Here is a 25,162-nt window from a genome sequence, read left to right as displayed (position 1 = left end):
GACAGCCTGGTTTATGCGCCCAACAGAAGTATACATATAACCCATCTATATCGCTATAATCAAAACATATACAGGCTATGTAAGGTTTGCGGAATATTTTGACTAATTTTGTAATTCCATATGCACATGGAAAAGAAAAGAAAAGTACAATACATTTAAAAAATAAATATTATGGCATTAGAAATAACAGATGCAAATTTTGAAGAGACAGTATTAAAGAGTGATAAGCCTGTAGTAGTTGATTTTTGGGCTGCATGGTGTGGACCTTGTCGTATGGTTGGACCAATCATTGACGAAATTAGCACAGAATATGAAGGTAAAGCTGTAGTTGGTAAGGTAGATGTTGATGCAAATCAAGAATTCGCTGCTAAATATGGTGTTAGAAATATCCCTACTGTTTTGGTTTTTCAAGGTGGTGAAGTTGTAGGTCGCCAAGTTGGTGTTGCTCCTAAAAAAGCATACTCAGACGCTATCGACGCCCTTTTGTAGTCAATACTCTAAAAGAAATGATAAAAGGTTTGCCTATACGGCAAACCTTTTTTAGTTTCGGTAACTGATGGATTTACAACAAGAACTCAATAAAACAGGAGGTTTTAAAAATCTCGAATTATTAGCGAAGCAAGTCGTTGAAGGCTTTATTGCCGGTATGCATAAAAGTCCGTTTCATGGATTTTCGGCAGAATTTGCTGAGCATAAAATTTATAATCCAGGGGAAAGCACTAAGCATATTGATTGGAAACTCTATGCCAAAACAGATCGTTTGTATACGAAACGTTATGATGAGGAAACTAATTTACGCTGTCATATTATTTTGGACAATAGCAGTTCTATGCATTATCCTGAATTGGCTGGGGCTTCTATAGATCATCTTAATAAAGTTGCCTTTTCAGCTTTAGCGAGTGCATCCCTAATGCATATTCTTAAAAAGCAACGCGATGCTGTAGGCTTAAGTATTTATAGCGATAACTATGATTTTTATTCCCCAGAAAAAGGTAGTGAGCGTCATCACCAGATGTTATTGCATAAACTGAGTGATGCTGTAGTTTCTAAACCAGAAACAAAAACAACAGAAACGTATCGGTATTTGCATCAGATTGCAGAAAAAATTCATCGTCGATCTTTGATTTTTGTGTTTACGGATATGTTTCAAACGTCAGAAGACGATGAAAAACTGTTTGAAGCGTTGCGACATTTAAAGCATAATAAGCATGAAGTGGTCTTATTTCATGTTTTTGACAAAGAAAAAGAGTTGTCATTTGATTTTGATAATAGACCCAAGCGTTTTATAGATGTGGAGACCGGAGATCATATTAATTTATATGCGGATAATGTGAAGACTACTTACGAAAAAGCTGTTAAAGAGTATTTTACGGACTTAAAATTAAGGTGTGGTCAATACCGAATTAAGTATGTGGAAGCCGATATTAAGGCTGGATTTAATAGTATATTAACCACCTATATGATAGAGCGACAAAAATTTATTTAATTTATTTATTATTTTTTTTGTTTTTTGTTTGTGGAATTGAAAATGCGGTGTATATTTGCACTCGCAATTAAGCAACGGTCTGGTAGTTCAGTTGGTTAGAATGTCGCCCTGTCACGGCGAAGGTCGCGGGTTCGAGTCCCGTCCAGACCGCTAAAATTGCAAAAGAAGCTTCAAGAAATTGAGGCTTTTTTTTAGCGACATAAAGACGTTGTGTTGTTCTAGGAGAGATCCTAGAGTAGTTGTGAGAAACTCATTGTTGTTGAGTTCTTACCAATGAGAAGCTTTCCTTTCTTTCTGAATAAGAAGATCGGGATGCTTTTTTGTTTTAGAGCCTTTTTAAGATGTTTGAGTAAGGGTATTCTTTTTTCTAAAAGAGAAAGACCTATGGGATTTAAGTCTATTCTTAATTTGTTGCTTTATTTAGCTTTTAGACGTTAATTTACCGTCCTCTGTTAAGACGGCCTGATCGTTTCTTAAAACTTCAAGTGTAACTTCGGGTTCGTCATCTTTGGATATCTTATTTCTATAAATAGTATATATGTACATTCCATTTATAAATGTAATAACGTAAAACAGAAGTTTCAAATGGTGATAAGGCATTATTGAATAGGTATTTTAATAATGGTTGAAATTTTGAAATACGGAAATTATATCTTCACTTAAATGAGCATTGATTATATGTTGTAAATCTTTGCTTTAAAAATTCTAAATGTATATAGTAATCACGCTCAAAATTACTTTTTCGGCCCTCAATTTAATGTCGTTTCAATAGATTTCGTTTTTCTTTGGATTGGTAAAATCTTAATTGTGAAATGGTCTGTATGTGTAAGGAGGATTCTATTATTGTTGTTGTTCATAATGGTGATTTCAGATGGGTGACTGAATTAAGTTTATTTTTGGTTTTAATTGGAGCTATTATAAAAGAAAGTGATAAAGTTAAAGCGACATGAGGTTAATAAACTGCAACGGTATTTTTATTGGATGTTCTTGTTGAGGTGTGCTATTAAAAAGCTTTCTTTTCTGTCTAATTAAAAAGATTGAGATGCTTCTTTATTTTAAGGAATTCATCTATTGAGAACGCATGTGACTTCCTTAAAAAGTTGGTGTCTTATAGGAGCTATTAATCAACAAAAAAAAAAGAGGTGACAAGAAATTGTTACCCTTTTTTTATGCTTTAATCGATCTGTTTTAAAATGAAATACTATATAATTAAATAAAGCGATATTGGTAATTATATCTCAAGTTTTCAACAGGTTATGAACATCGTTTTTGCGCTTCACCCCATAAAAAACACATTTAATCGAAGAATCCTTAGGAATATTGAAAAATACTTTTATATTTGCAGCTCTGATTAGGTTTTGAAAACGCTTAAAAAGAGAAATTTTAATTCATTTTACTATGGGCATTTAATTGTCTAAAAAACGTCCCTCGTTTTAAGTTTTAGTAGTGTTTTAGGTTTGCCCTAAAATAGTTAAAAATCCATTCCCTTCCCTCAGTGTATCGCTTAGCGTTACCGATTTTGATATTGACTAATTTTAACCCTAAATATAATACTTATGAAAACCCTAAAAATTACTTTTGCATTACTAGCTGTCTCATTATTAACGGTATCTGGAATCCAATCAGACAAGGTTGCAGTTAATGATGAAGAACCTACTTACAAAGAAACAACTAGTTATGACCTAATGGCGCATACTAAGACCAAGATAAAATTAAAAACACAAGGATAGTATAGAATTTATTTGCTATTAATTACAAGTCCACTCATTGAGTGGGCTTTTTGCGTTAGTCTAAATCCAAATGATAATTAAAATATAGTTTTGATATTTTAGTATATATTTGATTAATTATTTAATTCGTTTAGATGCGTATTTGCCTTGGTTTAATTTGTTTATTCTTGTTTGGAAACGCATTTTCTCAAAATCACGATTCTATACAATTTGATAGTATTTTTAAGTTAAGAAGTTTAACGTTTGATGCTGATTTATCTGATAGTTTAAGGATTGTATATGCTAAAAAAGCTATTGAGCTATCACGGAAAACTTCTCAAGATAGCACAGTTCTTAAAAGTGGAAGAAGTTTAGGTATATTGTATGATGTATTGGGTGAGACCGATCAATGGAAAAAACAAAATAAAATAAATTTAGATCTTGCTTATAAGTTATCTGATACCTTAGCAATAGCTGTAGCTAATCTCAATATAGGTATTGCAAAGCATGTTTATGATGTTCAATATGATAGCGCTTATTTTTATTATCGAGGAGCATTAAAATATTATGATCAATTAGAGGATACAGAATTAGTAGCAACGATATACTATTATATAGCTACTATTCAGATTAAAGATAAAGTCTATATAAGTAGTGAAGAGAATGCTATTAAAGCATTAAAATTATTCAATACCTTACCAAAAACGGAGTCCATTAGGGATGATATCTGGAGTGTTAATGATCTGCTAGGAAAATTATCAAGTAAGTTAGGACGCTATAATGAAGCCTTAGAATATCATAGTAAAGCTCTCACGATAGCTAATAGTATGCAGGATGGTGCATTTAACGAAATTATTTCACTTCATAATCAGGCTAATGTTTATATCGAATTACATAATTATGAAAAGGCTATTGAAGTTTTTGATGATTTAACTGAATTACGACCAGTTTACCAGGAAAAAGATGCTACATTTTATCCATTAATAATTGATAATCTTGCTTATGCTAAAGTATTAGCTGGGCATAAAGATTATGATGAAATAAGTGACATGTTTTATGAGGCGTATAGGATAAGTAACAACCTTAATGACGATGTTACTAAACTTGCCGTAACAATAGATTTATCAAAGTATTATAAGCATTTAGAGGTTAAAGATTCCACTTTAAAATATACGGTTAATGCTTATAAATTAGCAAAGAAAATATCGTCAACCGATATATTATTAGAATCTATGATTCTGCTTTCTGAATTAAAAGAAGGAGATGAAGGTAAAAGCTATTTAAGAGACCATATAAAACTTACGGATAGTTTGTTATATGTAGAGCGAAACGTTAGAAATAAATATGCGAGAATTGAACTTGAAACCGATCAATTAGTAGCGGAAAATAAACAAATATCTAAAGAGAATCTCTATTTATTAATCTTATCTATTGGTCTTTTAGGTACTGCCATATTAGTTTACGTCTTAATTTCTCAACGGGCAAAGAACAGAAAGTTAAAGTTAATACAAGTGCAGCAAAAAGCAAACGAAGATATCTATAACCTAATGCTAGGGCAGCAGGATAAAGTAGATGAAGCTAGGGCTAAGGAAAAAACAAGAGTCTCAAAAGAATTGCATGATGGTGTTTTAGGAGGGCTTTTCGGAGTGCGATTAAGCTTAGATAGTATCAATTTTAATGAAGGAAAAGAGGCGATGATGACGCGGGCAAAATATATTAGTCAGCTTAAAACTATTGAACACGACATTCGGAAAATCTCACACGAATTAAATACGGACTTTGTTTCAGGGTCGAGCTTTATAGATATCGTAACTGAACTCATTGAAAATCAAACTCAAGCTTATAATTTAGAATATGAATTTGATTACACTGAAGATATTCATTGGGATTTAGTCTCGAATAAAATAAAAATAAATATTTATCGCATCATTCAAGAGTCTATGCAGAACATATATAAACATGCAAATGCCAAAGGTATTACAATTTGTATTTCATTAGAAAAAGACTTAATTTGCTTAGATATTGTGGACGATGGCTCTGGCTTTGATACTTCAAAAAACAAAAAAGGCATAGGTTTAAAAAATATGAATTCTCGAGTGAGTGATCTCAATGGGACCATAAAATTTACGTCGCAATCCGGTATTGGTACAACAGTTAATGTCAAAATTCCTTATACAAACTAATTTCACATGGAGCACATCAAAATTTTAATGGTAGACGATCATCCAATTATTATCGAAGGCTACCAAAATGTGTTAATGGCTACAAAACAAGACGATCAAACGTTATATATAGATACGGCTAATAATTGTGATACGGCTGTAGCTATGATAGAGCGTGCGTCAAAAAAATACCCATACCAAGTTTGCTTTTTTGATATTAGTTTACCAGGCTCAGAGGATGGTAAATATACGTCAGGTGAAGATCTCGCATTGTTAGCAAAACGCTTAATGCCAAGAGCTAAGATTGTAGTCCTAACTATGTTTAATGAGACGTACAGAATTCATAATATTATAAAGGAGATAGATCCCCATGGGTTTTTGATTAAAAGCGATTTAACATCTATGGAATTAGCTGATGGTTTTCAGCAAATTTTAAAATCTCCACCTTACTATAGTAGTACTGTTAGTAACTATACTAAAAAAAGAATATCGAGTGATATCTATGTTGATGATATAAATCGAAAAATCTTACATCTATTATCTCAAGGCATAAAAACGAAAAGCCTAAGTGAGTACATTGACATTTCTACAAGTGGCATCGAAAAACGAAAAAAACAGCTCAAAATTTTATTTTCTGTTGACGATGGAAAGGATGAAACTTTGCTAAAAGAAGCCCGAGAAAAAGGGTATTTGTAGAAAAAGATTAGAAAAAGAAGATTTTATACTGTTTTTGAAGCGTTTGAAACCACCGTGAATAATGGGTTTACGGTTTTTCCACAGCAAGTGTATGGTTTTTCCACAGCAAAAAGTTAAATACGTTCAATATATTTACACCTGTCAGCAAGAGTTAATTAATCCCTTATTAAGTTATTGTTGAATTAATAGCAAGAATAAAAACCTAGTCTCATATTATGTGACTAGGTTTTTTCTTTTAATAATACTTAAAACAAGTTAGAACCAGCTTGTATTATGTTCCGATAATTTTACAATAAAAAAACCTAAATAAATTACAGCCACAATAAATTTTAAAAAGGTAGAAGCTATAAATCCTAAGAATGAACCAAAAGCTGCTTTTAAGGCTTTATTAAAATCGTTGCGATGCATCATTTCTCCAATAAGGGCGCCAATAAAAGGACCAATTATAATACCAAAGGGAATAGGTGAGAACAGCCCAATGATTAAACCTAGAGTCGTTCCAATCATTCCAGCTTTACTGCCGCCAAAGCGCTTAGTTCCAAAGGCGGGAATCATATAATCTAAGACATAAATAACGATTGCAATAATTAGAGTCGTTATTAAAAACGTGAGACTTAACTCTACACCTTTAGTAAAATAGAGGACTAAAAAACCTGCCCAACTTGTTAATGGGCCAGGTAATACAGGAAGAAAGCTACCTAAAATTCCTAAGATCATTAAAAGCAGTGCGATAAGCACTAAAAATAATTCCATATAAAAAAATAATCGATTCATGGATATGACGGTATAAATAAAGTTTTGTTACATTTTTATAACTAAAAATTTAGTTTCAACTATATTTTTAGTTATATTAGCGGTGTGGTTTTTATAAAATCATAATGCGTATCCTGGCTTTGTCTCAGGCTATGATTCTAATTATAACACGTAGAGGCTCATAAAAAACTAAATTATTTTTGTGAGATTCAACATAAAGTATAGAATACATGAAACAGTTAACAAAAGCAGAAGAAGAAATTATGCAAACTTTATGGCAGCTTAAAAAGGCCAATGTAAAATCTATAATTGAAATCTTACCAGAGCCTAAACCTGCTTATAATACGGTGTCTACTATCGTAAGAATTTTAGAAAGTAAAGGTTTTGTAAACTATGAGAAAAAAGGAAAAGGGCATGTTTACTTTCCTATAGTTGCTAAGGAATCATACAGCAATCAATCGATTAATAAATTGGTAGATAATTATTTTCAAGGTTCTTTTAAAAGTATGGTGTCTTTCTTCGTTCAGAAAAATGATGTCGATGTTAAAGACATTGAAGTCTTATTAGAGGAAATTAATAAAAAGCACTAATTATGTTGTATTCTATTCTTCAAATCGTCGCGTTTCAAGCCTTATTTTTATTGATATACGATTTGTTTTTAAAACGAGAAACCTTCTTTAATTATAACAGAGCGTATTTAATAATAACATCGGTTTTATCACTTGTATTGCCATTTATTAAATTTCCTCAACTAAAAACGATGGCCACAAAAGATATGGTTATTCATTTGCCAGAAGTATTTATTGGTACAAAAGCACCAACGGTTTACGACATTCAAACTGCTGAACTCGCTGGTATTGTATTAGAGCAGCCACAAACACCAATTTGGCAAATAATAGTAGTAACGGGTATCGCAATAACATCATTAATTTTTCTAGCTAAAATCACCAAATTATACTGGTTAAAACATAAAAATCCAAAACGATGGAAAGGCAATGTTCTTATTGTTAAGCTCATAAAAAGTAGCGCTGCATTTTCATTCTTTAATACCATATTTTTAGGGGAGCGCATCTCAGAATCTGAAAAATCAACGATTTATAAGCACGAGTTGGTTCATATTGAAGAATACCATACGGTAGATTTATTGTTCTTCGAATTGCTTAGAGTTGTATTCTGGTTTAATCCTTTAGTGTATATCTATCAAAATAGAATTAAAGAATTACACGAATATATCGCCGACGCCAAAGCTGTAAAACAAAGCGGTAAAGTCGATTATTATACAAGTTTACTCAATCAGGTATTAGATGTTAATCAGGTGTCTTTTACCAATACATTTTTCAATAAGTCATTAATCAAAAAACGAATCGCTATGTTACAAAAATCAAAATCAAAACAGCTTCACCTGCTTAAATATGCATTATTAATTCCTATGGTTTTGGGAATGTTGATTTATACGTCTACGGAGGTTAGAGCGCAACAAAATATAGACTCACAAGAAACCTTGGTTGATCAAGAATTGACGGATGCAGAATTAATTAAAAAGTATTACGACAAGATGGTCACCATGAAAAAAAATGGCGCGACGTTTTTTGATATTTCTAATTTTGCTGGGTTTAAAAACTCCGACATAATAAAATATTTGCCTTCGAGAACAGAGTTTTTAAAAATGAAAGCTTACGGACAATATATTTCCGATGATATTATTCAGAGAAAATCAGAAGAAGGTACACTAACTCAGAAAGATATTAATACTGTAAGTTTAATGCGATTAGATAAGTTTGAAACTTATGCAGATTTTAAGGCGTTTAAAAACACAAAAACAGAAAAAGAACGATGGGAATCAAACACCCAAGATGGTATTTTAAAACTTTATGTTGAAGATGCTGGAAACAAAACAGATGAAGAAACCAAGCGTTTTAATGGGTTGTTGAAACAATTAGAAAACGACGATTTTTTTAATAAACTCGTAGTAACAGACGGTAGTTCAACTTTAGTATTAGATTCATATATTTCAAATGATGGTGTCGAAATTATTAAAGAAGAGGTTGAAATTGTGGAAGTCCCATTCTCAGTAGTAGAAGAAACACCAACAACCATTGATTGTCAAGATTTAGAAAGTAATAAAGATCGAAAAGACTGTTTTAATAGCTTTGTGAACAAACACATTGCTAAAAACTTTAATACAAGTATAGGCGATAGTTTGAGCTCTGGTAGAAAACGAATTTTTGTGCAGTTTAAAATTGACACCGATGGTAGTGTTAAAGATATTGTTGCTAGAGGACCAAGTCCAGAATTAGAAACAGAAGCCAAACGTGTTTTAGCAACCTTGCCTCAGTTTATTCCAGGGAAACAAAAAGGAAAAGTGGTAGTGGTCCCTTTTTCTGTGCCCATTGTTTTTCAGGTTCAAGCAGATGCTAATTCCCAAGAATATAATGAGTTGGTTGCTCAGCGCGATAGTATTTTAAAGCATTCCACAAATAAAAACCCAATGGTTGAGCAATTAAATCAACAGATTAATGAATTAAAGGCCAAGGAAAAGGTCTCGTCTATTGAAGACATGGAAAAGTATGCAGAATATAGGAAAGCTTTAAAAAAGAAGCGTTTAAATGGTGCAATTCCTTTTAGTGAAGTAGAAGTTGCTCCAATTCATCCCGATTGTGAATTGCTGTCTAACAAAACAGAAGAAAAAGATTGTTTAGCACAAGCAATCAATAAGTTTGTTGGGAAAAATTTTGATACCAATTTAGCAAATTCTTTAGGTTTACCAGCAGGTCAAAAACGAATTTACGCACAGTTTATAATAGATAAAACAGGACATGTTACTAGGATTACTGCCAGAGGACCACACCCAAAATTGGAAGCGGAAACGATTAGAGTACTAAAATTATTGCCAAATTTTACTCCTGCTAAAAATGGAGGTGAAGATGTAGCTGTATCGTATGCTTTACCAATAGTTTTTCAAATTCATGACACTAAAAAAGACTAATTACTGCATATGAAATTAATTTTAGGGTTTTTGTGTTGTGTTTTTGTGATCCATTTAAATGCTCAAAATATAAAAGCGGAAGCAGATCAGCTATATGTGAATGGTAATTTTTCCAAAGCCATTGATACGTATAAAACACTTCCTAATTTAGATGCGGTTTACGATGATATTGCAAAAGCGTATATAGCAATAGGTAATTATGGTGAAGCTTTAAATAATTATGAAAAAGCAATACGAGCCAATGCAGATGACCTTCTGTTACAATACGAATATGCAAAATTGTTAGCAAGAACAAAACATTATAAAGATGCCAATCAGCGATTTTCAAACTTAATTGCATCCGATAGTTTAAATCCTAATTATTATTATGAATTAGGCGTGGTTTTAGAAAAGCAAAAAGATACCACAGCATTACGACAATTTGTAAAAACATTTGAACTTGATGAAACACACCAAAAAGCCATTTTTAAAATTGCGAAGCAACATTTAATAAAACGAAACTTTATTGATGCACATGCTTTTATTGATAGAGGTTTAGAAAGTTATGAAAATAATGTGGAGCTTATCAGTTTAAAAGCGCAAACGTATTATCATCAAGACTATTATACGCATGCCGTCGTTTGGTTTAATAAACTTTTGGATTTAGGGGAAAAATCGGAGTTTATACATGAAAAACTAAGTCTGAGCTATGCACAAAACTCAAATTACAAAGATGCTATTTATCACAGGAAACAAGCCTTAAAATATAATCCTAATGATGCTAATGCTATTTTTGTTATTGGGAATTATTATCAACTTTTAGAGAACTTTGAAGAGGCCGAAAAATATATTTCATTGGCTTTGATGCTGAAAGATCTTCCACTTTCTGACGAGTATCAACAATTAGGAACCATATTTAATCGTCAGAAAAAATACAACCAAGCGATTAAAGCCTTTCAGAAATCTTTAAAGGAAGATCCTTCTAATATGATGACCGAGTTTTATCTACTGAGAACTAAAGATGAATATTACGCCGATACTGGCTCTAAAATTAAGTTGTATGAGCAATTTATAGAAAAGCATAAAAAAAGTCCATTTATAAGCTACGCTAAAGGACGACTAAAAGAATTAAAGGAAGAAAAATTTCTAGAAGGCGAATAAAATTCTTCCAATAAATTAAAATCAATGTATGTACATTGCGCTTCAATCTAAAAGCGAAGCGGTCTAACCTCTTTTTCAATAAAATATCGTACTTTTCGCTATCAGAACACTAGTAATGAATCGAATTGTTTGTCTTTTAATCTTGCTTTTTGCAACCTCTTGCGATTATTTTGAAAAGAAGAAAGTCTATCCTGAAGACCTGCTTGAGGAGGAGCTACAAACGTTTAATTGGAATGAGGTGGATACCTATCCTATGTTTAGTAATTGCGAAACTTTATCGGAAAAAGAAGAGCGAAAAATCTGTTTTCAAAACACATTAATTAGTAGTGTGAATGAATTTTTAAAAGCACAAAACTTAGTGGTTTCTAATGACGTCAATGACACCATTACGCTAAAGATAAAAATTGATAAAACAGGATTTTTAGAAGTAGAATCTATAAAAATGCATCCTGAAACCATTCAGGAAATTCCAGAAATTGACAGTCTTCTACGTCAGAGTTTAAGAGGTGTTCCGAAAATTTATCCAGCCATTAAAAGAAATCAACAAGTCACCACTGCTTTTGAGTTGCCTGTAATTGTAAGTATTAATTAGTCTTTTTTTTTATTGAAAGAGTCTTATACTTTAAAGGTTCTGCTTTTCCATTCGTAAGATTTGAAGAACGATAGAAAAAAGATGCTCACAGAAAAAAATGGATACATAATACTCGAAAATAAATAAGACACAAGAAGATGGTCTTGTCTAAAAAAGCGTGCCGTTTTAAATAATAATAAGAAATCTATACTACCTTTTATAATGAATAAAGTAATAGCTATTTTTAGAGTTATAACTTGGAGGTAAACGGCAGGTAGCAATCCTAAACAAACCAAGTTTCCTAACAACACAACCAATCCAACTAACTTGGTAAACCAGTTTTTGTTTTGGCTTGTTTTTGAAGCCCAACGTACACGCTGATGAATCAAATCTTTAATACTCTTTGCAGGATTGGTGGTTACAATGGAGTTCTTTGATTTTAGATAATGTACTTTTTCTGCTTTGTGTTCTACAAATTTTTCAAGTAGAAATACATCATCACCACTAGCGATAGTGTCGTTGCCTTTAAACCCTTTAACCGAAATAAATTTCGATTTCCGGTAAGCGAAATTAGCACCATTACACATCAGAGGTTTCTTGATACCAAAGCTACCAATAGTTGCGCCTTGTAAACTTAAAAAATCTAGAAACTGAAAACGGTTAAGAAATGTCATTTTTCCATGATACGTCACTGGAGCAACTATACAATTTGAGTTTTTTAATTGAATGAATTCATCAAATGTGTCGAGCCAATATTTAGGTAATACACAATCGGCATCTGTAGTGATAATCCAATCATATTTTGAAACATTTATAGCAGACGTTATAGCATCTTTTTTTGGTGAAATTGATGTTCTTTCATTTTTAATAATGCGTATATCAATTTCATTGGCACTAAGCTCAGTATAAACGATATCTATAAATTTTTCAATTATCGCAACCGACTCGTCTTCAGAATCATCATCAACTAAAATAACTTCGAACATAGATTTTGGATAATTCAATTTTGAAATAGAATCTAATAAATTTGGAAGATTTTGAGCTTCATTTCTAAACGGAATGATAACAGTAAATTTAGTTTTAGAAGGTAAATCCTGTACTTTAAAATCATTAACGTCATCAAAACCATAACTCAGCCAGCTTATAATCAATAGATAAGTAATGATGACAAAAATAAATAAAAGCGTTAGCATTATTCTACAGGTTTTGGAAGTCTAAAGTTAAGTACAAAATAACTTCCAAAGATACTCGGAATTACAAAATTGAGCAGCCACATTAAGCTTGTAGTTGCTAAAATACTAAACTCATTCACGTCAAGATAGTTAAACAAAAATACGGCAATACTACCTTTTACGACTACATCAAAAATTGAAATAGTTGGCACAATGGAAGCCAAGAGGTAGATGCTTGTTATAGCCACCATGGCATCATAATAATTAATGGCCACACCAAACACCGCTAGCAAATAATAAAATTGAAATGAAAATATGAGATATCTAGCTAGGGATAATAATAGGTTTAAGCCATGCACTTTTAAAGCTAATGATTTTGTAAAATTGATTATAGCTGTGAATGAAAATCCTTTAATTTTAAAACGTTTTTGTTTTATGCTTAATAATACAAGCAATCCAATCACAAAAAGAAAGAGGCCAGCGGCTGTTATTTTATATAAATTAATGTCAATAGAATACTGATTAATAAATATTATAAAACCTATACCACCCAAAACTGTAGTTATGGTCATTTGTGCCATGTTCCCTAAAAGGTTTAGTAATACAATTTTTGTTCTTAGGGTTTTGGTATAATACATCGCTTTAGCGCCATAATCACCAATTCGATTCGGAGTGACTAATGAAGCTGTTAAAGCACCTAAACTTTGCTCTAATGCCAATTTAATAGAAATAGGCTTTACTATGTTGACTAAATGTTTCCATTTTAAAATTTCTAAAAACCAGTTAAAAGTGCTTAAAAGCATCAGGATAATGCTGTTTTTTAGTGAAAATACATCATTTTCTTTTAAAAAACCTACAAATTTGTTGAACTCTAAATCTTGGTTTCCCACAACTTTAGAATAAATAAAATAAAAAGCACCAACTACAATACCCAACTTAATAAGCACAAATAAGAATTGTTTAATTTTGTGAGGTACTTTGTAACGCATGCTACAAATAAAATCAAAAACTTACAGATGCAATACTATTTTAAACAATACCTTCTTTTTTTTACGGTCGTTCTAATAACGTATAGTAGTCAGGCGCAATTGAAAGATACAGCGAAGTGGAAAGCCATGTTTGCGGTTGGAGTTAATTATCCAACGACAGATGGATTTGTAAAAGGGTCCTATGCTCAGGGTGTAAATTTTCCAACCATTAATTTAGGCCTTCAATACAAATTTACACCACAATACGGAGCAAAATTAGATTTTGGTTTTAATCGTTTTAAAAATGCTGACGACACACCAGAATTTAAAATAAACTATACCAGGATTAATGCACAATTTATATATGACCCTACAACATATCTTACGTTTTTACCAATGAGATTGCGAACCGTTGCTCATGCAGGTCCTGGAGTGTCTTTTGCAAAACCATTAGGCACACTGGGGGATAATAAACAGACGTTTGTAAACCTTTTAGCGGGTTTAGAAGTGCATTATGCAATTAACGAAAAAGTCTCAGTGTATACCGACGTTTCTTATATTTATGGCTTAACGTCTTTAGAAGACTATAATCCAGTTTTAAATGGTTTAGGGGCTTTTAATGGTAGTGTTTTTAACCTTACCTTTGGCTTGGCAGTTGCTTTAGATGGCTGTCGATACTGTAATTAAAAGCATGAGTAAAGAAAAAATTATTTTAGGTATTGATCCTGGTACGACGATTATGGGTTTTGGACTCATAAAAATTGTAGGTAAAAAAATGGAATTTTTACAGTTGAACGAACTCATGCTAAAAAAGTACGATGATCACTATCTAAAACTCAAACTTATTTTTGAGCGTACCATAGAACTTATCGATACGTATCACCCAGATGAAATTGCAATTGAAGCTCCGTTTTTTGGTAAAAATGTACAGAGTATGCTAAAATTGGGACGCGCACAAGGTGTTGCTATGGCAGCCGGTTTGTCTCGTGAAGTGCCGATTACAGAATATGCTCCAAAGAAGATTAAAATGGCAATAACCGGAAATGGAAATGCCAGCAAAGAGCAAGTTGCTAAAATGTTACAAAGTATGTTAGGGCTTAAAACAATTCCTAAGAATTTAGATTCTATGGATGGTTTGGCGGCGGCCGTTTGTCATTTTTATAATGAAGGCAGAGTTGAGGTTGGTAAGAGTTATTCTGGCTGGTCTGCTTTTGTGAAGCAGAATGAAGATCGCGTTAAAAAGTAAACAATTTTCAGTCGCAGTATTCAGTAAAAAATAGTAAATGAGAGTCATTATCTTACTTTTAATATGCAGTCAGTCGCTTTTGAGTTTTAGCCAAGGGCAAGTTGAAATGAATGATATTGCGCATGAAAACTATTATCAATCTCAAAAAATAAAAGATTCATTAATTCTTGAGTTAAAAATTATAAACAAAACGGATTCAATATTTATCGCTTCTTTTGAAGCCTCAGAAAAACTTTGGGATACTTTTGTTGCAGAACAATTTAAACTCAAATTTCCAGCGTATGAATCGTGGGAAGCAAGACGAGAAATTTACGGAAGTCAATTTGATATGTTGCATTTTAATTTTTTGAAACTCTATTGCGATTTAAGGATTTCAACGTTGTATGACTTATTTGAAGAATAAGAAAAAATTTGAATGAAACCGACTGCAAATTGCGACTGAATACTGAAAATTAATATGAGCGGCATCTACATCCACATACCATTTTGCAAGCAAGCGTGTCATTATTGTGACTTTCATTTTTCGACGTCCATGAAGAAAAAGGATGAGCTGATAAATGCTATAACCAAAGAATTAAATCTGCGCAAAGATGAATTTAAAAATACAGTTGTAGAAACTATTTATTTTGGAGGTGGAACACCAAGCTTATTAACCAATGATGAATTACAACTTATCATAAATTCCGTTTATAAGCACTATAATGTTTCAAAGTATCCGGAGATTACACTTGAAGCCAATCCGGATGATTTATCTAAAGATCGCATTTTAGAACTTTCTAAAAGTCCAATCAATCGTTTATCAATTGGTATTCAGTCCTTTTTTGAAAGTGATTTAGAACTGATGAATCGTGCGCACAATGCCAATGAAGCCAAATCGTGTTTAGAAGAAGCGACTAAGTATTTCGATAATATATCTTTAGATTTAATCTACGGTATTCCAGGCGCATCAAACGCACAATGGTTAGAAAATATAGAAATGGCTTTAAGTTTTGGAGTGCCTCATATTTCGAGTTATGCCTTAACCGTTGAGCCTAAAACAGCTTTAGCATCTTTCATTAAAAAGGGTATAATTGATAATGTAGATGACGAGCAAGCACATGATCAGTTTCATATGCTAAAAGATAAATTAGAGGCCTCAGGATTTGTACATTACGAGTTGTCTAATTTTGGAAAAGACGGCTATTTCAGTAAAAATAATTCGGCCTATTGGCAAGGGAAATCTTATTTAGGTATTGGCCCTTCTGCACATTCGTTTAACGGAAAACAACGTGGTTGGAATGTGAGTAATAATGCGAAATATATAAAGTCAATTGATCGAAACGAGCTACCAATAGAAATTGAAACCTTAACACATACAGATCAATACAATGAATATGTAATGACAGGCTTGCGAACTATTTGGGGAGTGTCATTTAATAAAGTAGAAAACGACTTTGGTAAAGACTTTAAAGATTACCTAATTGAGCAATCCAAAATTTTTATAAATCAACAATTATTGTATATTGATGATAAGCATTTACGGGTCACAAAGAAGGGACAATTTTTATGTGATGGTATTGCTTCAGAACTTTTTAAACTTAATTAAATTTGATAGCAACAATACAATACAAATCGAGAAAATTAAAAATAGATTTAGCTCAGCCTTTAGATCTTTCGATTCCTATTACCGGAAAATCGACTAATGTTAATGCTTGGTATTTAGATCCACCAAAAATAACACCTGAAGTTATGGATGGTGAGACAATTAGTGTCGCAAATGGAGCCGTAGTAAATTTTAATACTATAACGTTTAATCCGCATTCGCATGGTACGCATACAGAAACTGTTGGTCATATCACAGAAGAAATGTATTCTATAAATCAGCAACTGAAGCAGTTTTTCTTTTTAGCAGAGGTCGTAACTGTAGCACCAGAAAAGCTAGGGGATGATTATGTGATTTCTAGAAAACAATTGCAGTTTGCCATTGGGAATAAAAAACGCGAGGCTATTGTGATTAGAACGATGCCAAATACGCGAGAGAAGTTTTCTAGACAGTACTCCAATACCAATCCAACATATTTATTAGAAGATGCGGCAGATTACCTAAAAAGTAAAGACATAAAACATTTACTTATAGATTTGCCAAGTGTAGACAAAGAGCAAGATGGTGGAGAGTTATTGGCACACAATGCGTTTTGGAATACCCAAGGGAAATTACGATTAGATGCTACAATTACGGAGTTTATTTATGTGTCTAATAAAATTAAAGATGGTAAGTATATGCTTAATCTTCAAATTGCACCATTTGAGAATGATGCGAGCCCGAGTAAGCCTATTTTATATAAGATAATTGAGTAACTACATGTGACATTTAACCTTAGGTTAGTGTCATATATATAATGCATATGGAAACATTTTTTATAATCATCATTAGTATTTTAGTCACTTTAAGTTTAGTGACCATCTATGAGCAATGGAAAACCAAGAAAGTAACTAATGAGCAATCCATATTACTTTTAGACAAAATAAAACGTGTGTGTAAGTTTGTAACAGTAGAGGGAGATTTTGCTGAAATTTACCATTATGAGGATGTCAAAGCAAAGTTTTTGAAACTTATTTCTAGTCGAAAAAAGGCATTGGTGATTATTAATGCAAAAGCACATGTGGGGTTCGATTTAAGTAAAATAAAAATGAATTCTAATTCTAAAACAAAAACGGTTTACTTATCTCATTTTCCTCCACCCGAAGTGTTATCTATAGAAAGTAATATCAATTATTACGATAAAAAAGATGGGATGTTTAATAGATTTGAGGCTGCCGATTTAACAGATTTGCATACCAAAGCAAAAGCCCATATTATGGATAAAGTTCCAGAAAGTGGTTTGTTTAATATTGCAAAACAAGAAGCTTTAGAGGCCATTCATCTTATTGAAAACTTAGTAGAAACGATCGGTTGGACATTAGATTATTCAGCTTTAAAGATTGAAGCAGAGGACGACAAGAAGTTTCTAAAATGAACATAGAAGACTACAGAAATTATTGTATGAATAAAAAGGAAGTCACCGAACATTTTCCTTTTGATGAAGATACCCTTGTGTTTAAAGTTTTAGGCAAGATGTTTGCCCTAGCGTCGCTAAAGCGTTGGGAAAATGGAGAAGCTTTTATTAACTTAAAATGTGACCCAGAATATGCTCAAGAATTAAGAGCAGAATACGAGAATATAAAACCAGGTTACCATATGCACAAAAAGCAATGGAACAGTGTTTATGTACATTCAGGTGAACTTTCAGTACAACTTATTACCGATTTAATAGACCATTCTTACGACATGGTGGTGAAAGGACTCCCAAAGAAATTGAGAGAAACGCTTTAAAATAGCTTTTCCATTCGTCGACACTTATCGACCATCCGTCTTTATTAAATAGCGCTCAACCGAATTATAAAATACAATCTTGTCAATTGATTTATCTTGCCATGATACATATAAATTTAGTTGTAAATGAAAACCCTCAATATTTTACTTATAGAAGACGATATGATTGAAGTTATGAAGCTTAATAGAGCTTCAAGTTCACTTCAATTAAATCATAATATTACAGAAGCTAATAATGGTGAAGAAGCTTTAAGTTTACTTGAAAACAAAGATAGTTTACCCGATATTATATTGTTAGATTTAAACATGCCAAAAATTAGTGGTATTGAGTTTTTAAAGATTTTAAAGGCAGACGATAGATTAAGATATATTCCTACTATTATATTAACCACTTCAAATAATCAAAGAGATTTATTAGAGTGTTATAAAATAGGGATTGCTGGTTATGTCTTAAAACCATTAAAATATGAAGATTATGTTTCTAAAATCGAAAAATTATTGTCATATTGGAGTATTAATGAATTAATTACCGCATAATGAAAGGAATCGTATTTACAGAATTTTTAGATCTTGTAGAGGAGAAGTTTGGCTTAGAAATGGTGGATAGAATCATTTCAAGTTCTGAGCTAGAATCGGAAGGAGTTTATACGTCTGTAGGTACGTATAGCTTTTCTGAAATGTTGCAATTACTGCAGCATCTTAGTGAGAATACTGGAATTTCAATAGACAATTTGCTGTTAGTATATGCCGAACATTTCTTTAGTGTTATTGAAAACAGCTATCCAGGGCTCTTAGAAAGTTACAGTGATCCCATAGAAATGTTATCCTCTATAGAAAATCACATTCATATAGAAGTACGAAAAATTTATCCAGATGCGGAGTTACCGACGTTTGAAGTCATTAAAAAAACCGAGAATTCATTAATTATGGATTACAACTCTAGCCGAGCAATGCATCATTTTGGGTTGGGCTTAATGAATAAAACCTTCGAATACTTTAATGCTACGGCCACTATAGATTTAGAAAAAATAAAAGAAGACGGCACCCAAGTACGATTTACTATTACTAAAAATTAATGAGTCAAGACCAAATTGAGATATTAAAACGCACGCTCGAAAGAGAAAAAAAAGCTAGAAAAGCCGCTGAGAAAATTCTTGAAGAAAAATCAAGAGAGCTCTATTTTACTTCACAACGTTTAGAAAGTCTTCTAGATGAAAAGTCCTCTCAACTGCAAGGGGTTTTCGAAAATATTATTGATGCTTTTGTGCTAATGGAAATTAATGGCACCATTTTAAAATTTAATGATGCTGCCACCAAATTATTTGGTTACGATATTAAAAATGATGCTGTTAATGTTTTAAGTCTGGTTCATAAAGACGATTACCAATATGCCATGGCCTCTTTTGAACAACTTAGAACAAAAGGCTACTTTAAAAATTACGAAGCGAGAATTTACACAAAATCTAAAGAGGTTAAATGGGTACATATTAATGCAAGTTTGGTTTATGATAGAGATAATAATCCCATTGCAGCCCAAGGAATTGTTAGAGATATCACTCAAGAAAAAGCACTAAAAGAAGAGTTAGAAGAACAAAAAAATCAGTTGAGTATTATTATCAATAACTCACCGATTGGAATCTCACTTTCCAAAACAGGTTACTCGGGTTTACTGCAAATAAATCAGGCATTAATAGATATGTTGGGCTATTCTTCAGAAGAACTCAAAACAATGCGGGTTCAAGATATTACGCATCCCGATGATGAAACAATTTCAAAACAATTTAGAGCACAATTGTTTAATGGCGATATCGATAAGTTTCGCTTAGAAAAACGATACATTAAAAAAGATGGTAGCATTTTTTGGGCAAAGACCAACGTCACTGCAGTAAGAAATAGTTCTGGTGCTATTGACTATCAAGTAGCAACTATCGAGGATGTTTCAAAAGAACGCGAAGCCAAAGAAAAATTAATTGAGTCCGAAAACAGGTTGGCCACACTAGTTTTAAATCTAGATAGTGGTATTATTTTAGAAGATGAAAATAGAAAAGTGGTGCTTACAAATAATAAGTTTTGCGAGCTTTTAAATTTTGATAGACCCGTTGAAGAAATCTATGGCATGGATTGTACTGATGCTGCAGAAGCAAATAAAGTGCTCTTTAAAAATCCTGAGGCATTTGTAGAACGAATGAATGTTATTGATGAAGCAAAAGTTGAGGTTATTGGAGATGAATTAGAGATGCTTGATGGTAAAATTTTAGAACGAAATTATTTACCTATTATCATTGGCGAACAATCAAAAGGATTTCTATGGACCTTTACGGATGTCACTTTAAAGCGGACTTACCGTAAACGTTTAGAAGCCCAAAAGCAAAAATATTATAGCATTATTGCCAACATGAATTTAGGGTTGGTAGAGGTGGATATCGACGAGAAAATTCTAATGGTAAATCAGAGTTTTACTGAAATGTCGGGTTACGATGAGGCTGAATTGTTAGGGCAATATGCCAGCACCATATTTAATACCGACGAAGCAAAGGATACTATTGCTAGTGAAAACAAAAAACGAAGACGAGGCGAATCTAATTCATACGAAGTTAAAGTTAAAACTAAAACCGGAGACGAAAAGTATTGGTTTGTCAGTGGCGCACCAAACTATGATATGAATGGAAATGTCGTTGGGTCTATAGGTGTTCATATCGATATAACAGCCTTAAAAACGTTAGAGCTTCAAAAAGAAAAATTACTACTAAAATTAGAACGAAGTAATGACGAGCTTCAAGAATATGCGCACATCGTTTCTCACGATTTAAAATCACCATTACGAAGTATTGACGCTTTAGTTAGCTGGTTAAAAGAAGACAATAAAGGGAAGTTAGACGATATGAGTATGCGCAATTTTGAACTCATTGAAGCCACACTCGAAAAGATGGAACAGTTGATTTCTGATGTGCTCGATTACTCAAGTGTTGGAACTGAAAGAAATCAAGAAGAAGCGGTTGATTTAGAAAAGAAATTGAGCAATATTATGTCTATGCTTTACGTGCCAGAGCATATTCAAATTCAGGTTTTAAAACCACTACCAACCGTAAAAGGTGATGCTACTAAGTTACAGCAGTTGTTTCAAAATTTAATTAGTAATGCCATTAAATTTATAGATAAAGAGGAAGGAAAGATTACCATAGATTTTGAAGACTTAAAAAGTCATTACAAATTCTCAATTACAGATAATGGTATGGGCATTGAGAAAAAATACCACGATAAAATTTTTAAAATCTTCCACGCTTTAAATAAAAGTAAGGATTCTACAGGAATAGGATTATCTATTGTTAAGAAAATTGTGGACTTACACGAAGGTCAAATCTGGCTAGAAAGTGAACTAGAAGTTGGGACCACATTTTACTTCACCCTTAAAAAATAAGAATGAAAACAGTACAGTTAGTTAAACACGCCAATGAAGATTGGGTATATGTTGGTGAAAATCAAAAATTACAAAATCCTTTGGTTATCGTTTTTGGGAATCGACTTTTGTTAGAAGCGACTACTATTTACGAAGAGATTAAGGTATTATTTCCAGATGGACATATTGTTTTTGGTTCGGCTTGTGCTGAAATTTCTTCAAATACAGTGAATGAAAATAGCATAACGATAACGGCTATCGAATTTGAAAAAAGTCAATTTATTATTAAGACCAGTAATGTCCTTAATACCGATTTAGACAGCTTTAAAACCGGAAATGATTTAATTCAACAGTTTCCGGAGGAAGGTTTAAAATATGTTTTTGTCGTTTCGGAAGGAAGTTTTATCAACGGAAGCCAGTTGACCAAAGGCATGAGTGCACCTAGTAATAATAATCTTTTAATTACAGGTGGATTGTGTGGTGATGACACCCGATTTGAAAAAACCTTAGCGTCCTATAACGAAAACCCTAAAGAAGGCGAGTTGGTTGCTATTGGTTTTTATGGCGACTCCTTAGAGATTACATTCTCTATTCATGGTGGATGGACGCCTTTTGGACCCGAAAGAACCGTAACAAAATCAGAAGGCAACGTGCTTTATGAATTAGATGGCCAGCCAGCTTTAGACTTATATAAAACCTATTTGGGTGATAAAGCCAAGGATTTACCAGGTGCCGCTTTATTGTATCCGTTAAATGTAAAATCTACAGGAGATGAACAATCTATTGTGCGTTCTATTTTAAATATAAATGAAGACGACAACGCCGTCATTTTAGCTGGCGATATTAAAGAAAATTCTAAAGTGCAATTAATGATGACTAATGTCGATAATATCGCAAATGCCTCAGAGCGTGCTGCTAGACAGGCTTTAGAATTCAGAAAAAATAAACCCGACATTGCTTTTTTAGTCAGTTGTATTGGTCGTAAGTTAGTTTTAGACCAGCGTGTAGAAGAAGAAATTGATGAGGTCATAGAAATTTTAGGTGAAGGCACAACGGTAACTGGGTTTTATTCTTACGGAGAAATAGCCCCTTTTCATGGAGAAACTGCTTGCCAATTGCACAACCAAACCATGACGATAACATTAATAAGTGAATAATGAATTCGTTATTAAAGCGGCAAATACGAAAATATTTAAGTGAAGATTTAAAAGCGAATAAAGACTTAGCAAAATTTCTTTCTGCGGTGGATAGTTCTTACGATAATTTTGATGAACAATCGTCCATGATTCAAAGAGCGATGTCTATCAGCTCTGACGAATTATACGCGGCTAATAAAAAACTACAAAACGAAGCTAAAGAACAAAAAGAACTTATAGATAAATTAAAAGACGTTATAAATACTTTGAAGTTTTATAATCTTAAGGATGATGAAAAAGCAGATGCCGTACAGTTAACGGGCTCTGAATTGGTTGATTTTATTGATGATCAAACCAAAGAAATCATTGAGATGAACAAACAAAAGGAATCGCTTTTAAATGAATTAGCGCACCAAAACCAAGAGCTTAGTGATTATGCGCACATGGTTTCTCACGATTTAAAATCCCCTTTACGAAGTATAGATACCTTGACGGCTTGGTTAAAATCCGATTATAAAGATGCTTTTGACGCGCATGGCGAAAACACACTGAATCTTATTAGAACGAATGTCGAAAAAATGGACACCCTAATTAACGGTATCTTAGAGTATTCGACTATTGGTAAAGATCAGATGGAAGTATACGATGTGGATTTGAATAAGTTGGTCGATAATATTTTAAGTATCATTCAAGTGCCTAAACATATAAAAGTGACAAGGACAGATTTGCCAATTATTAAAGGCGACAAATACCGATTACAACAGTTGTTTCAAAATTTAATAGGAAATGCTATCGCTTATAACGATAAAGCCGAAGGTACGGTAGACGTAAGCTTTGCAGATAAAGGTGAGTTTTGGGAATTTCAGATTAAAGATAACGGCAAAGGTATTGAAGATATCTACTTTGAGAAAATCTTTAAAACATTCGAAAAGCTTGAAAATAATATAGAATCGACCGGGATTGGTTTATCTATCGTTAAAAAAATTGTAGATTTATATGGTGGTAAAATTTGGCTAAACTCAAAAATAAATGAGGGTACTACTTTTTACTTCACATTAAAAAAACAACCTCATGGAGCAGCCTAATTTATCGTATATTCATAGTATGTCTGGTGGAGACAAAGCTTTTGAACAAAAGTTAATTGCTATTATAAATGCAGAGTTTCCCGAAGAAAAGAAGGAGTACTTTAAAAATCTTGCCGCTAAAAACTACAAACTTACTGCAGGAAACGTTCATAAACTTAAACATAAAATTAGTATTTTAGGCCTTGAGAAAAGTTATGAGACTGCAGTAGCATTCGAAAATAATTTACTAGAAGGCCGTACAACACTTCAAGACGAATTCGAATCTATTCTAACGACCATGACTAATTATTTACAACAGTTATAATTAGGAACGCATGAATTGTATTATTATTGATGATGAGGCTACAGCAAGAGCAATCATAGGGCAGCTGTGCTCTAACGTAGATAGCTTAACTGTTTTAGAAGAATTTCCTAATGCTATGCAAGCCATAAAATATTTAAATCAGAATGAAATTGATTTAATATTTTTAGATATTCATATGCCAGATTTTACAGGTTTCGATTTTATTGAAACTGTAAAAAATCCACCTAAAATAATTCTAACCACTTCAGATCCTAATTTTGCTATTCAGGCGTTTGAGTACGATTGTATTGTGGACTATTTGGTAAAACCTATAACACCAGCACGTTTTCAAAAAGCCATTCAAAAAGCGGAAGCAACACCCAATAAATCTTCTCATACTGATGAGTCGTCTTCAGAAAAAGTAGAAAGCAGTTCTGGTAACGATTTGTATGTAAATATTGATAGACGTTTAATAAAAATAGATATCCCAAGTATTTATCTGGTAGAAGCAAAGGGCGATTATATTCATGTAAAAACAGAAGATAAAAATTATACGGTGCATTCAACCTTAAAAAAGATAGCCGATAAACTTCCAGATAGTATCTTTTTAAAAGTACATCGTTCTTACATTATTAATGTCGATAAAATCATTGATATCGAAGATAATAGTGTGCTAATAAAGAAAGATGTTATTCCTGTGAGTCGTTCTAACCGACCAGAACTTATGAAACGTTTAAACTTACTATAATCTTAATAGTAACAGATTTTAAATTACCATTGGTCGTTACAAAAACGTCAACCGACGACCTTAAAATTTCAGTCAACGAAATAATAAAATACTATAAGGATTAGTCTATAATTTTGACCCATGTTCATCAAATAAGTGGTTAATAAATGATGATTAATTGATTGGTTTAGTTTTAAGAGCAAAGGAGAAATCCTTTGCTCTTTTTTTTATGTTCTTTTTTCAGCAAAGCAGTATGAAAACCACTCGTCGATAGAAAATAGTAAACCAACGTG

Annotated in this window: 28 protein-coding genes and 1 tRNA gene; 25 read left to right on the top strand and 4 right to left on the bottom strand. The window is 32.5% G+C overall.

Annotated elements, in window-relative coordinates:
- Window positions 1–171 precede the first annotated feature (171 nt).
- From trxA to HM986_RS03295, 3 genes are all read left to right on the top strand, one after another.
- Window positions 172–489, top strand: a complete 318-nt coding sequence (gene trxA / locus HM986_RS03305) for a thioredoxin (RefSeq protein ID WP_020898224.1) — start codon at window positions 172–174, stop codon at window positions 487–489.
- Window positions 490–556: 67 nt separating this feature from the next.
- A complete protein-coding gene (locus HM986_RS03300; protein WP_179333645.1) occupies window positions 557–1,486 on the top strand; it encodes a DUF58 domain-containing protein in 930 nt (309 codons plus the stop codon).
- A 76-nt stretch (window positions 1,487–1,562) separates the two neighbouring features.
- A tRNA-Asp gene (locus tag HM986_RS03295) sits at window positions 1,563–1,636 on the top strand.
- A gap of 270 nt (window positions 1,637–1,906) precedes the next feature.
- On the opposite strand, the gene HM986_RS17800 is transcribed toward HM986_RS03295, so the two are convergent.
- Window positions 1,907–2,032: a hypothetical protein gene (locus HM986_RS17800; protein ID WP_262890549.1), complete on the bottom strand. Its 126-nt coding sequence runs from the start codon at window positions 2,030–2,032 to the stop codon at window positions 1,907–1,909.
- Window positions 2,033–2,307: 275 nt separating this feature from the next.
- On the opposite strand from HM986_RS17800, the gene HM986_RS17795 reads away from it, so the two are divergent.
- From HM986_RS17795 to HM986_RS03280, 4 genes are all read left to right on the top strand, one after another.
- A complete protein-coding gene (locus HM986_RS17795) occupies window positions 2,308–2,436 on the top strand; it encodes a hypothetical protein (protein WP_262890548.1) in 129 nt (42 codons plus the stop codon).
- Between the two features lie 606 nt (window positions 2,437–3,042).
- On the top strand, window positions 3,043–3,216 hold the full coding sequence (locus HM986_RS03290) for a hypothetical protein (protein ID WP_179333644.1): 174 nt from the start codon (window positions 3,043–3,045) through the stop codon (window positions 3,214–3,216).
- Between the two features lie 134 nt (window positions 3,217–3,350).
- On the top strand, window positions 3,351–5,378 hold the full coding sequence (locus HM986_RS03285; protein ID WP_179333643.1) for a tetratricopeptide repeat-containing sensor histidine kinase: 2,028 nt from the start codon (window positions 3,351–3,353) through the stop codon (window positions 5,376–5,378).
- A 6-nt stretch (window positions 5,379–5,384) separates the two neighbouring features.
- Window positions 5,385–6,053 carry a response regulator gene (locus tag HM986_RS03280; protein ID WP_179333642.1) on the top strand — a complete coding sequence of 223 codons (669 nt, stop codon included), beginning with the start codon at window positions 5,385–5,387 and terminating at the stop codon, window positions 6,051–6,053.
- A 255-nt stretch (window positions 6,054–6,308) separates the two neighbouring features.
- Here the strand turns inward: HM986_RS03280 and HM986_RS03275 are convergent, their stop codons facing one another.
- Window positions 6,309–6,806: a DUF456 domain-containing protein gene (locus HM986_RS03275; protein ID WP_179334381.1), complete on the bottom strand. Its 498-nt coding sequence runs from the start codon at window positions 6,804–6,806 to the stop codon at window positions 6,309–6,311.
- Between the two features lie 230 nt (window positions 6,807–7,036).
- Between HM986_RS03275 and HM986_RS03270 the strand changes: the two genes are divergently transcribed.
- The 4 genes from HM986_RS03270 (at window position 7,037) to HM986_RS03255 (ending at window position 11,524) form a co-directional block, all read left to right on the top strand.
- Window positions 7,037–7,396: a BlaI/MecI/CopY family transcriptional regulator gene (locus HM986_RS03270; RefSeq protein ID WP_179333641.1), complete on the top strand. Its 360-nt coding sequence runs from the start codon at window positions 7,037–7,039 to the stop codon at window positions 7,394–7,396.
- Between the two features lie 2 nt (window positions 7,397–7,398).
- On the top strand, window positions 7,399–9,792 hold the full coding sequence (locus HM986_RS03265) for a M56 family metallopeptidase (protein WP_179333640.1): 2,394 nt from the start codon (window positions 7,399–7,401) through the stop codon (window positions 9,790–9,792).
- A 9-nt stretch (window positions 9,793–9,801) separates the two neighbouring features.
- The gene (locus HM986_RS03260) at window positions 9,802–10,932 is read left to right on the top strand and encodes a tetratricopeptide repeat protein (RefSeq protein ID WP_179333639.1); all 1,131 of its coding nucleotides are present in this window, start codon (window positions 9,802–9,804) and stop codon (window positions 10,930–10,932) included.
- A gap of 115 nt (window positions 10,933–11,047) precedes the next feature.
- Entirely contained in the window at window positions 11,048–11,524 is a 477-nt protein-coding gene (locus HM986_RS03255; protein WP_179333638.1) for a hypothetical protein, read from the top strand.
- A 23-nt stretch (window positions 11,525–11,547) separates the two neighbouring features.
- Here HM986_RS03255 and HM986_RS03250 read toward each other — a convergent pair whose 3' ends face one another.
- Window positions 11,548–12,696: a glycosyltransferase family 2 protein gene (locus tag HM986_RS03250; protein WP_179333637.1), complete on the bottom strand. Its 1,149-nt coding sequence runs from the start codon at window positions 12,694–12,696 to the stop codon at window positions 11,548–11,550.
- Window positions 12,696–13,664: a lysylphosphatidylglycerol synthase transmembrane domain-containing protein gene (locus HM986_RS03245; RefSeq protein ID WP_179333636.1), complete on the bottom strand. Its 969-nt coding sequence runs from the start codon at window positions 13,662–13,664 to the stop codon at window positions 12,696–12,698. The genes HM986_RS03250 and HM986_RS03245 overlap by 1 nt, the downstream gene beginning before the upstream one ends.
- A gap of 27 nt (window positions 13,665–13,691) precedes the next feature.
- Between HM986_RS03245 and HM986_RS03240 the strand changes: the two genes are divergently transcribed.
- From HM986_RS03240 to HM986_RS03175, 14 genes are all read left to right on the top strand, one after another.
- Window positions 13,692–14,330 carry a cell envelope biogenesis protein OmpA gene (locus tag HM986_RS03240; protein ID WP_179333635.1) on the top strand — a complete coding sequence of 213 codons (639 nt, stop codon included), beginning with the start codon at window positions 13,692–13,694 and terminating at the stop codon, window positions 14,328–14,330.
- Between the two features lie 4 nt (window positions 14,331–14,334).
- On the top strand, window positions 14,335–14,889 hold the full coding sequence (gene ruvC / locus HM986_RS03235; protein ID WP_179333634.1) for a crossover junction endodeoxyribonuclease RuvC: 555 nt from the start codon (window positions 14,335–14,337) through the stop codon (window positions 14,887–14,889).
- Between the two features lie 37 nt (window positions 14,890–14,926).
- Entirely contained in the window at window positions 14,927–15,292 is a 366-nt protein-coding gene (locus HM986_RS03230) for a hypothetical protein (protein WP_179333633.1), read from the top strand.
- 54 nt (window positions 15,293–15,346) lie between these two features.
- Entirely contained in the window at window positions 15,347–16,474 is a 1,128-nt protein-coding gene (gene hemW / locus HM986_RS03225) for a radical SAM family heme chaperone HemW (protein WP_179333632.1), read from the top strand.
- 2 nt (window positions 16,475–16,476) lie between these two features.
- Entirely contained in the window at window positions 16,477–17,226 is a 750-nt protein-coding gene (locus HM986_RS03220) for a cyclase family protein (protein ID WP_179333631.1), read from the top strand.
- A 47-nt stretch (window positions 17,227–17,273) separates the two neighbouring features.
- On the top strand, window positions 17,274–17,885 hold the full coding sequence (locus HM986_RS03215) for a DUF4230 domain-containing protein (protein WP_179333630.1): 612 nt from the start codon (window positions 17,274–17,276) through the stop codon (window positions 17,883–17,885).
- The gene (locus tag HM986_RS03210) at window positions 17,882–18,241 is read left to right on the top strand and encodes an MmcQ/YjbR family DNA-binding protein (protein ID WP_179333629.1); all 360 of its coding nucleotides are present in this window, start codon (window positions 17,882–17,884) and stop codon (window positions 18,239–18,241) included. The genes HM986_RS03215 and HM986_RS03210 overlap by 4 nt, the downstream gene beginning before the upstream one ends.
- A 126-nt stretch (window positions 18,242–18,367) precedes the next feature.
- Window positions 18,368–18,778 carry a response regulator gene (locus tag HM986_RS03205; RefSeq protein WP_178986781.1) on the top strand — a complete coding sequence of 137 codons (411 nt, stop codon included), beginning with the start codon at window positions 18,368–18,370 and terminating at the stop codon, window positions 18,776–18,778.
- A complete protein-coding gene (locus HM986_RS03200; protein ID WP_179333628.1) occupies window positions 18,778–19,317 on the top strand; it encodes a heme NO-binding domain-containing protein in 540 nt (179 codons plus the stop codon). Before HM986_RS03205 ends, HM986_RS03200 begins: the two co-directional genes overlap by 1 nt.
- The gene (locus HM986_RS03195) at window positions 19,317–21,659 is read left to right on the top strand and encodes a PAS domain-containing sensor histidine kinase (RefSeq protein ID WP_179333627.1); all 2,343 of its coding nucleotides are present in this window, start codon (window positions 19,317–19,319) and stop codon (window positions 21,657–21,659) included. The genes HM986_RS03200 and HM986_RS03195 overlap by 1 nt, the downstream gene beginning before the upstream one ends.
- A gap of 2 nt (window positions 21,660–21,661) precedes the next feature.
- Entirely contained in the window at window positions 21,662–22,795 is a 1,134-nt protein-coding gene (locus tag HM986_RS03190) for an FIST signal transduction protein (RefSeq protein WP_179333626.1), read from the top strand.
- Complete coding sequence (locus HM986_RS03185; protein WP_179333625.1) at window positions 22,795–23,859, top strand: sensor histidine kinase; 1,065 nt, start codon at window positions 22,795–22,797, stop codon at window positions 23,857–23,859. Before HM986_RS03190 ends, HM986_RS03185 begins: the two co-directional genes overlap by 1 nt.
- Window positions 23,846–24,163 (top strand): Hpt domain-containing protein, encoded by a 318-nt coding sequence (locus tag HM986_RS03180; RefSeq protein ID WP_179333624.1) that lies wholly within the window; start codon window positions 23,846–23,848, stop codon window positions 24,161–24,163. Before HM986_RS03185 ends, HM986_RS03180 begins: the two co-directional genes overlap by 14 nt.
- Before the next feature lie 10 nt (window positions 24,164–24,173).
- Window positions 24,174–24,890 (top strand): LytR/AlgR family response regulator transcription factor, encoded by a 717-nt coding sequence (locus HM986_RS03175; RefSeq protein ID WP_179333623.1) that lies wholly within the window; start codon window positions 24,174–24,176, stop codon window positions 24,888–24,890.
- Window positions 24,891–25,162: the final 272 nt, after the last annotated feature.

Origin of the sequence: Winogradskyella costae (assembly GCF_013403865.1) — a bacterium.
Classification (GTDB): Bacteria; Bacteroidota; Bacteroidia; order Flavobacteriales; family Flavobacteriaceae; genus Winogradskyella; species Winogradskyella costae.
Note: the sequence above shows the minus strand (reverse complement) of the source record. Positions and strands in the feature narration are given on the sequence as shown.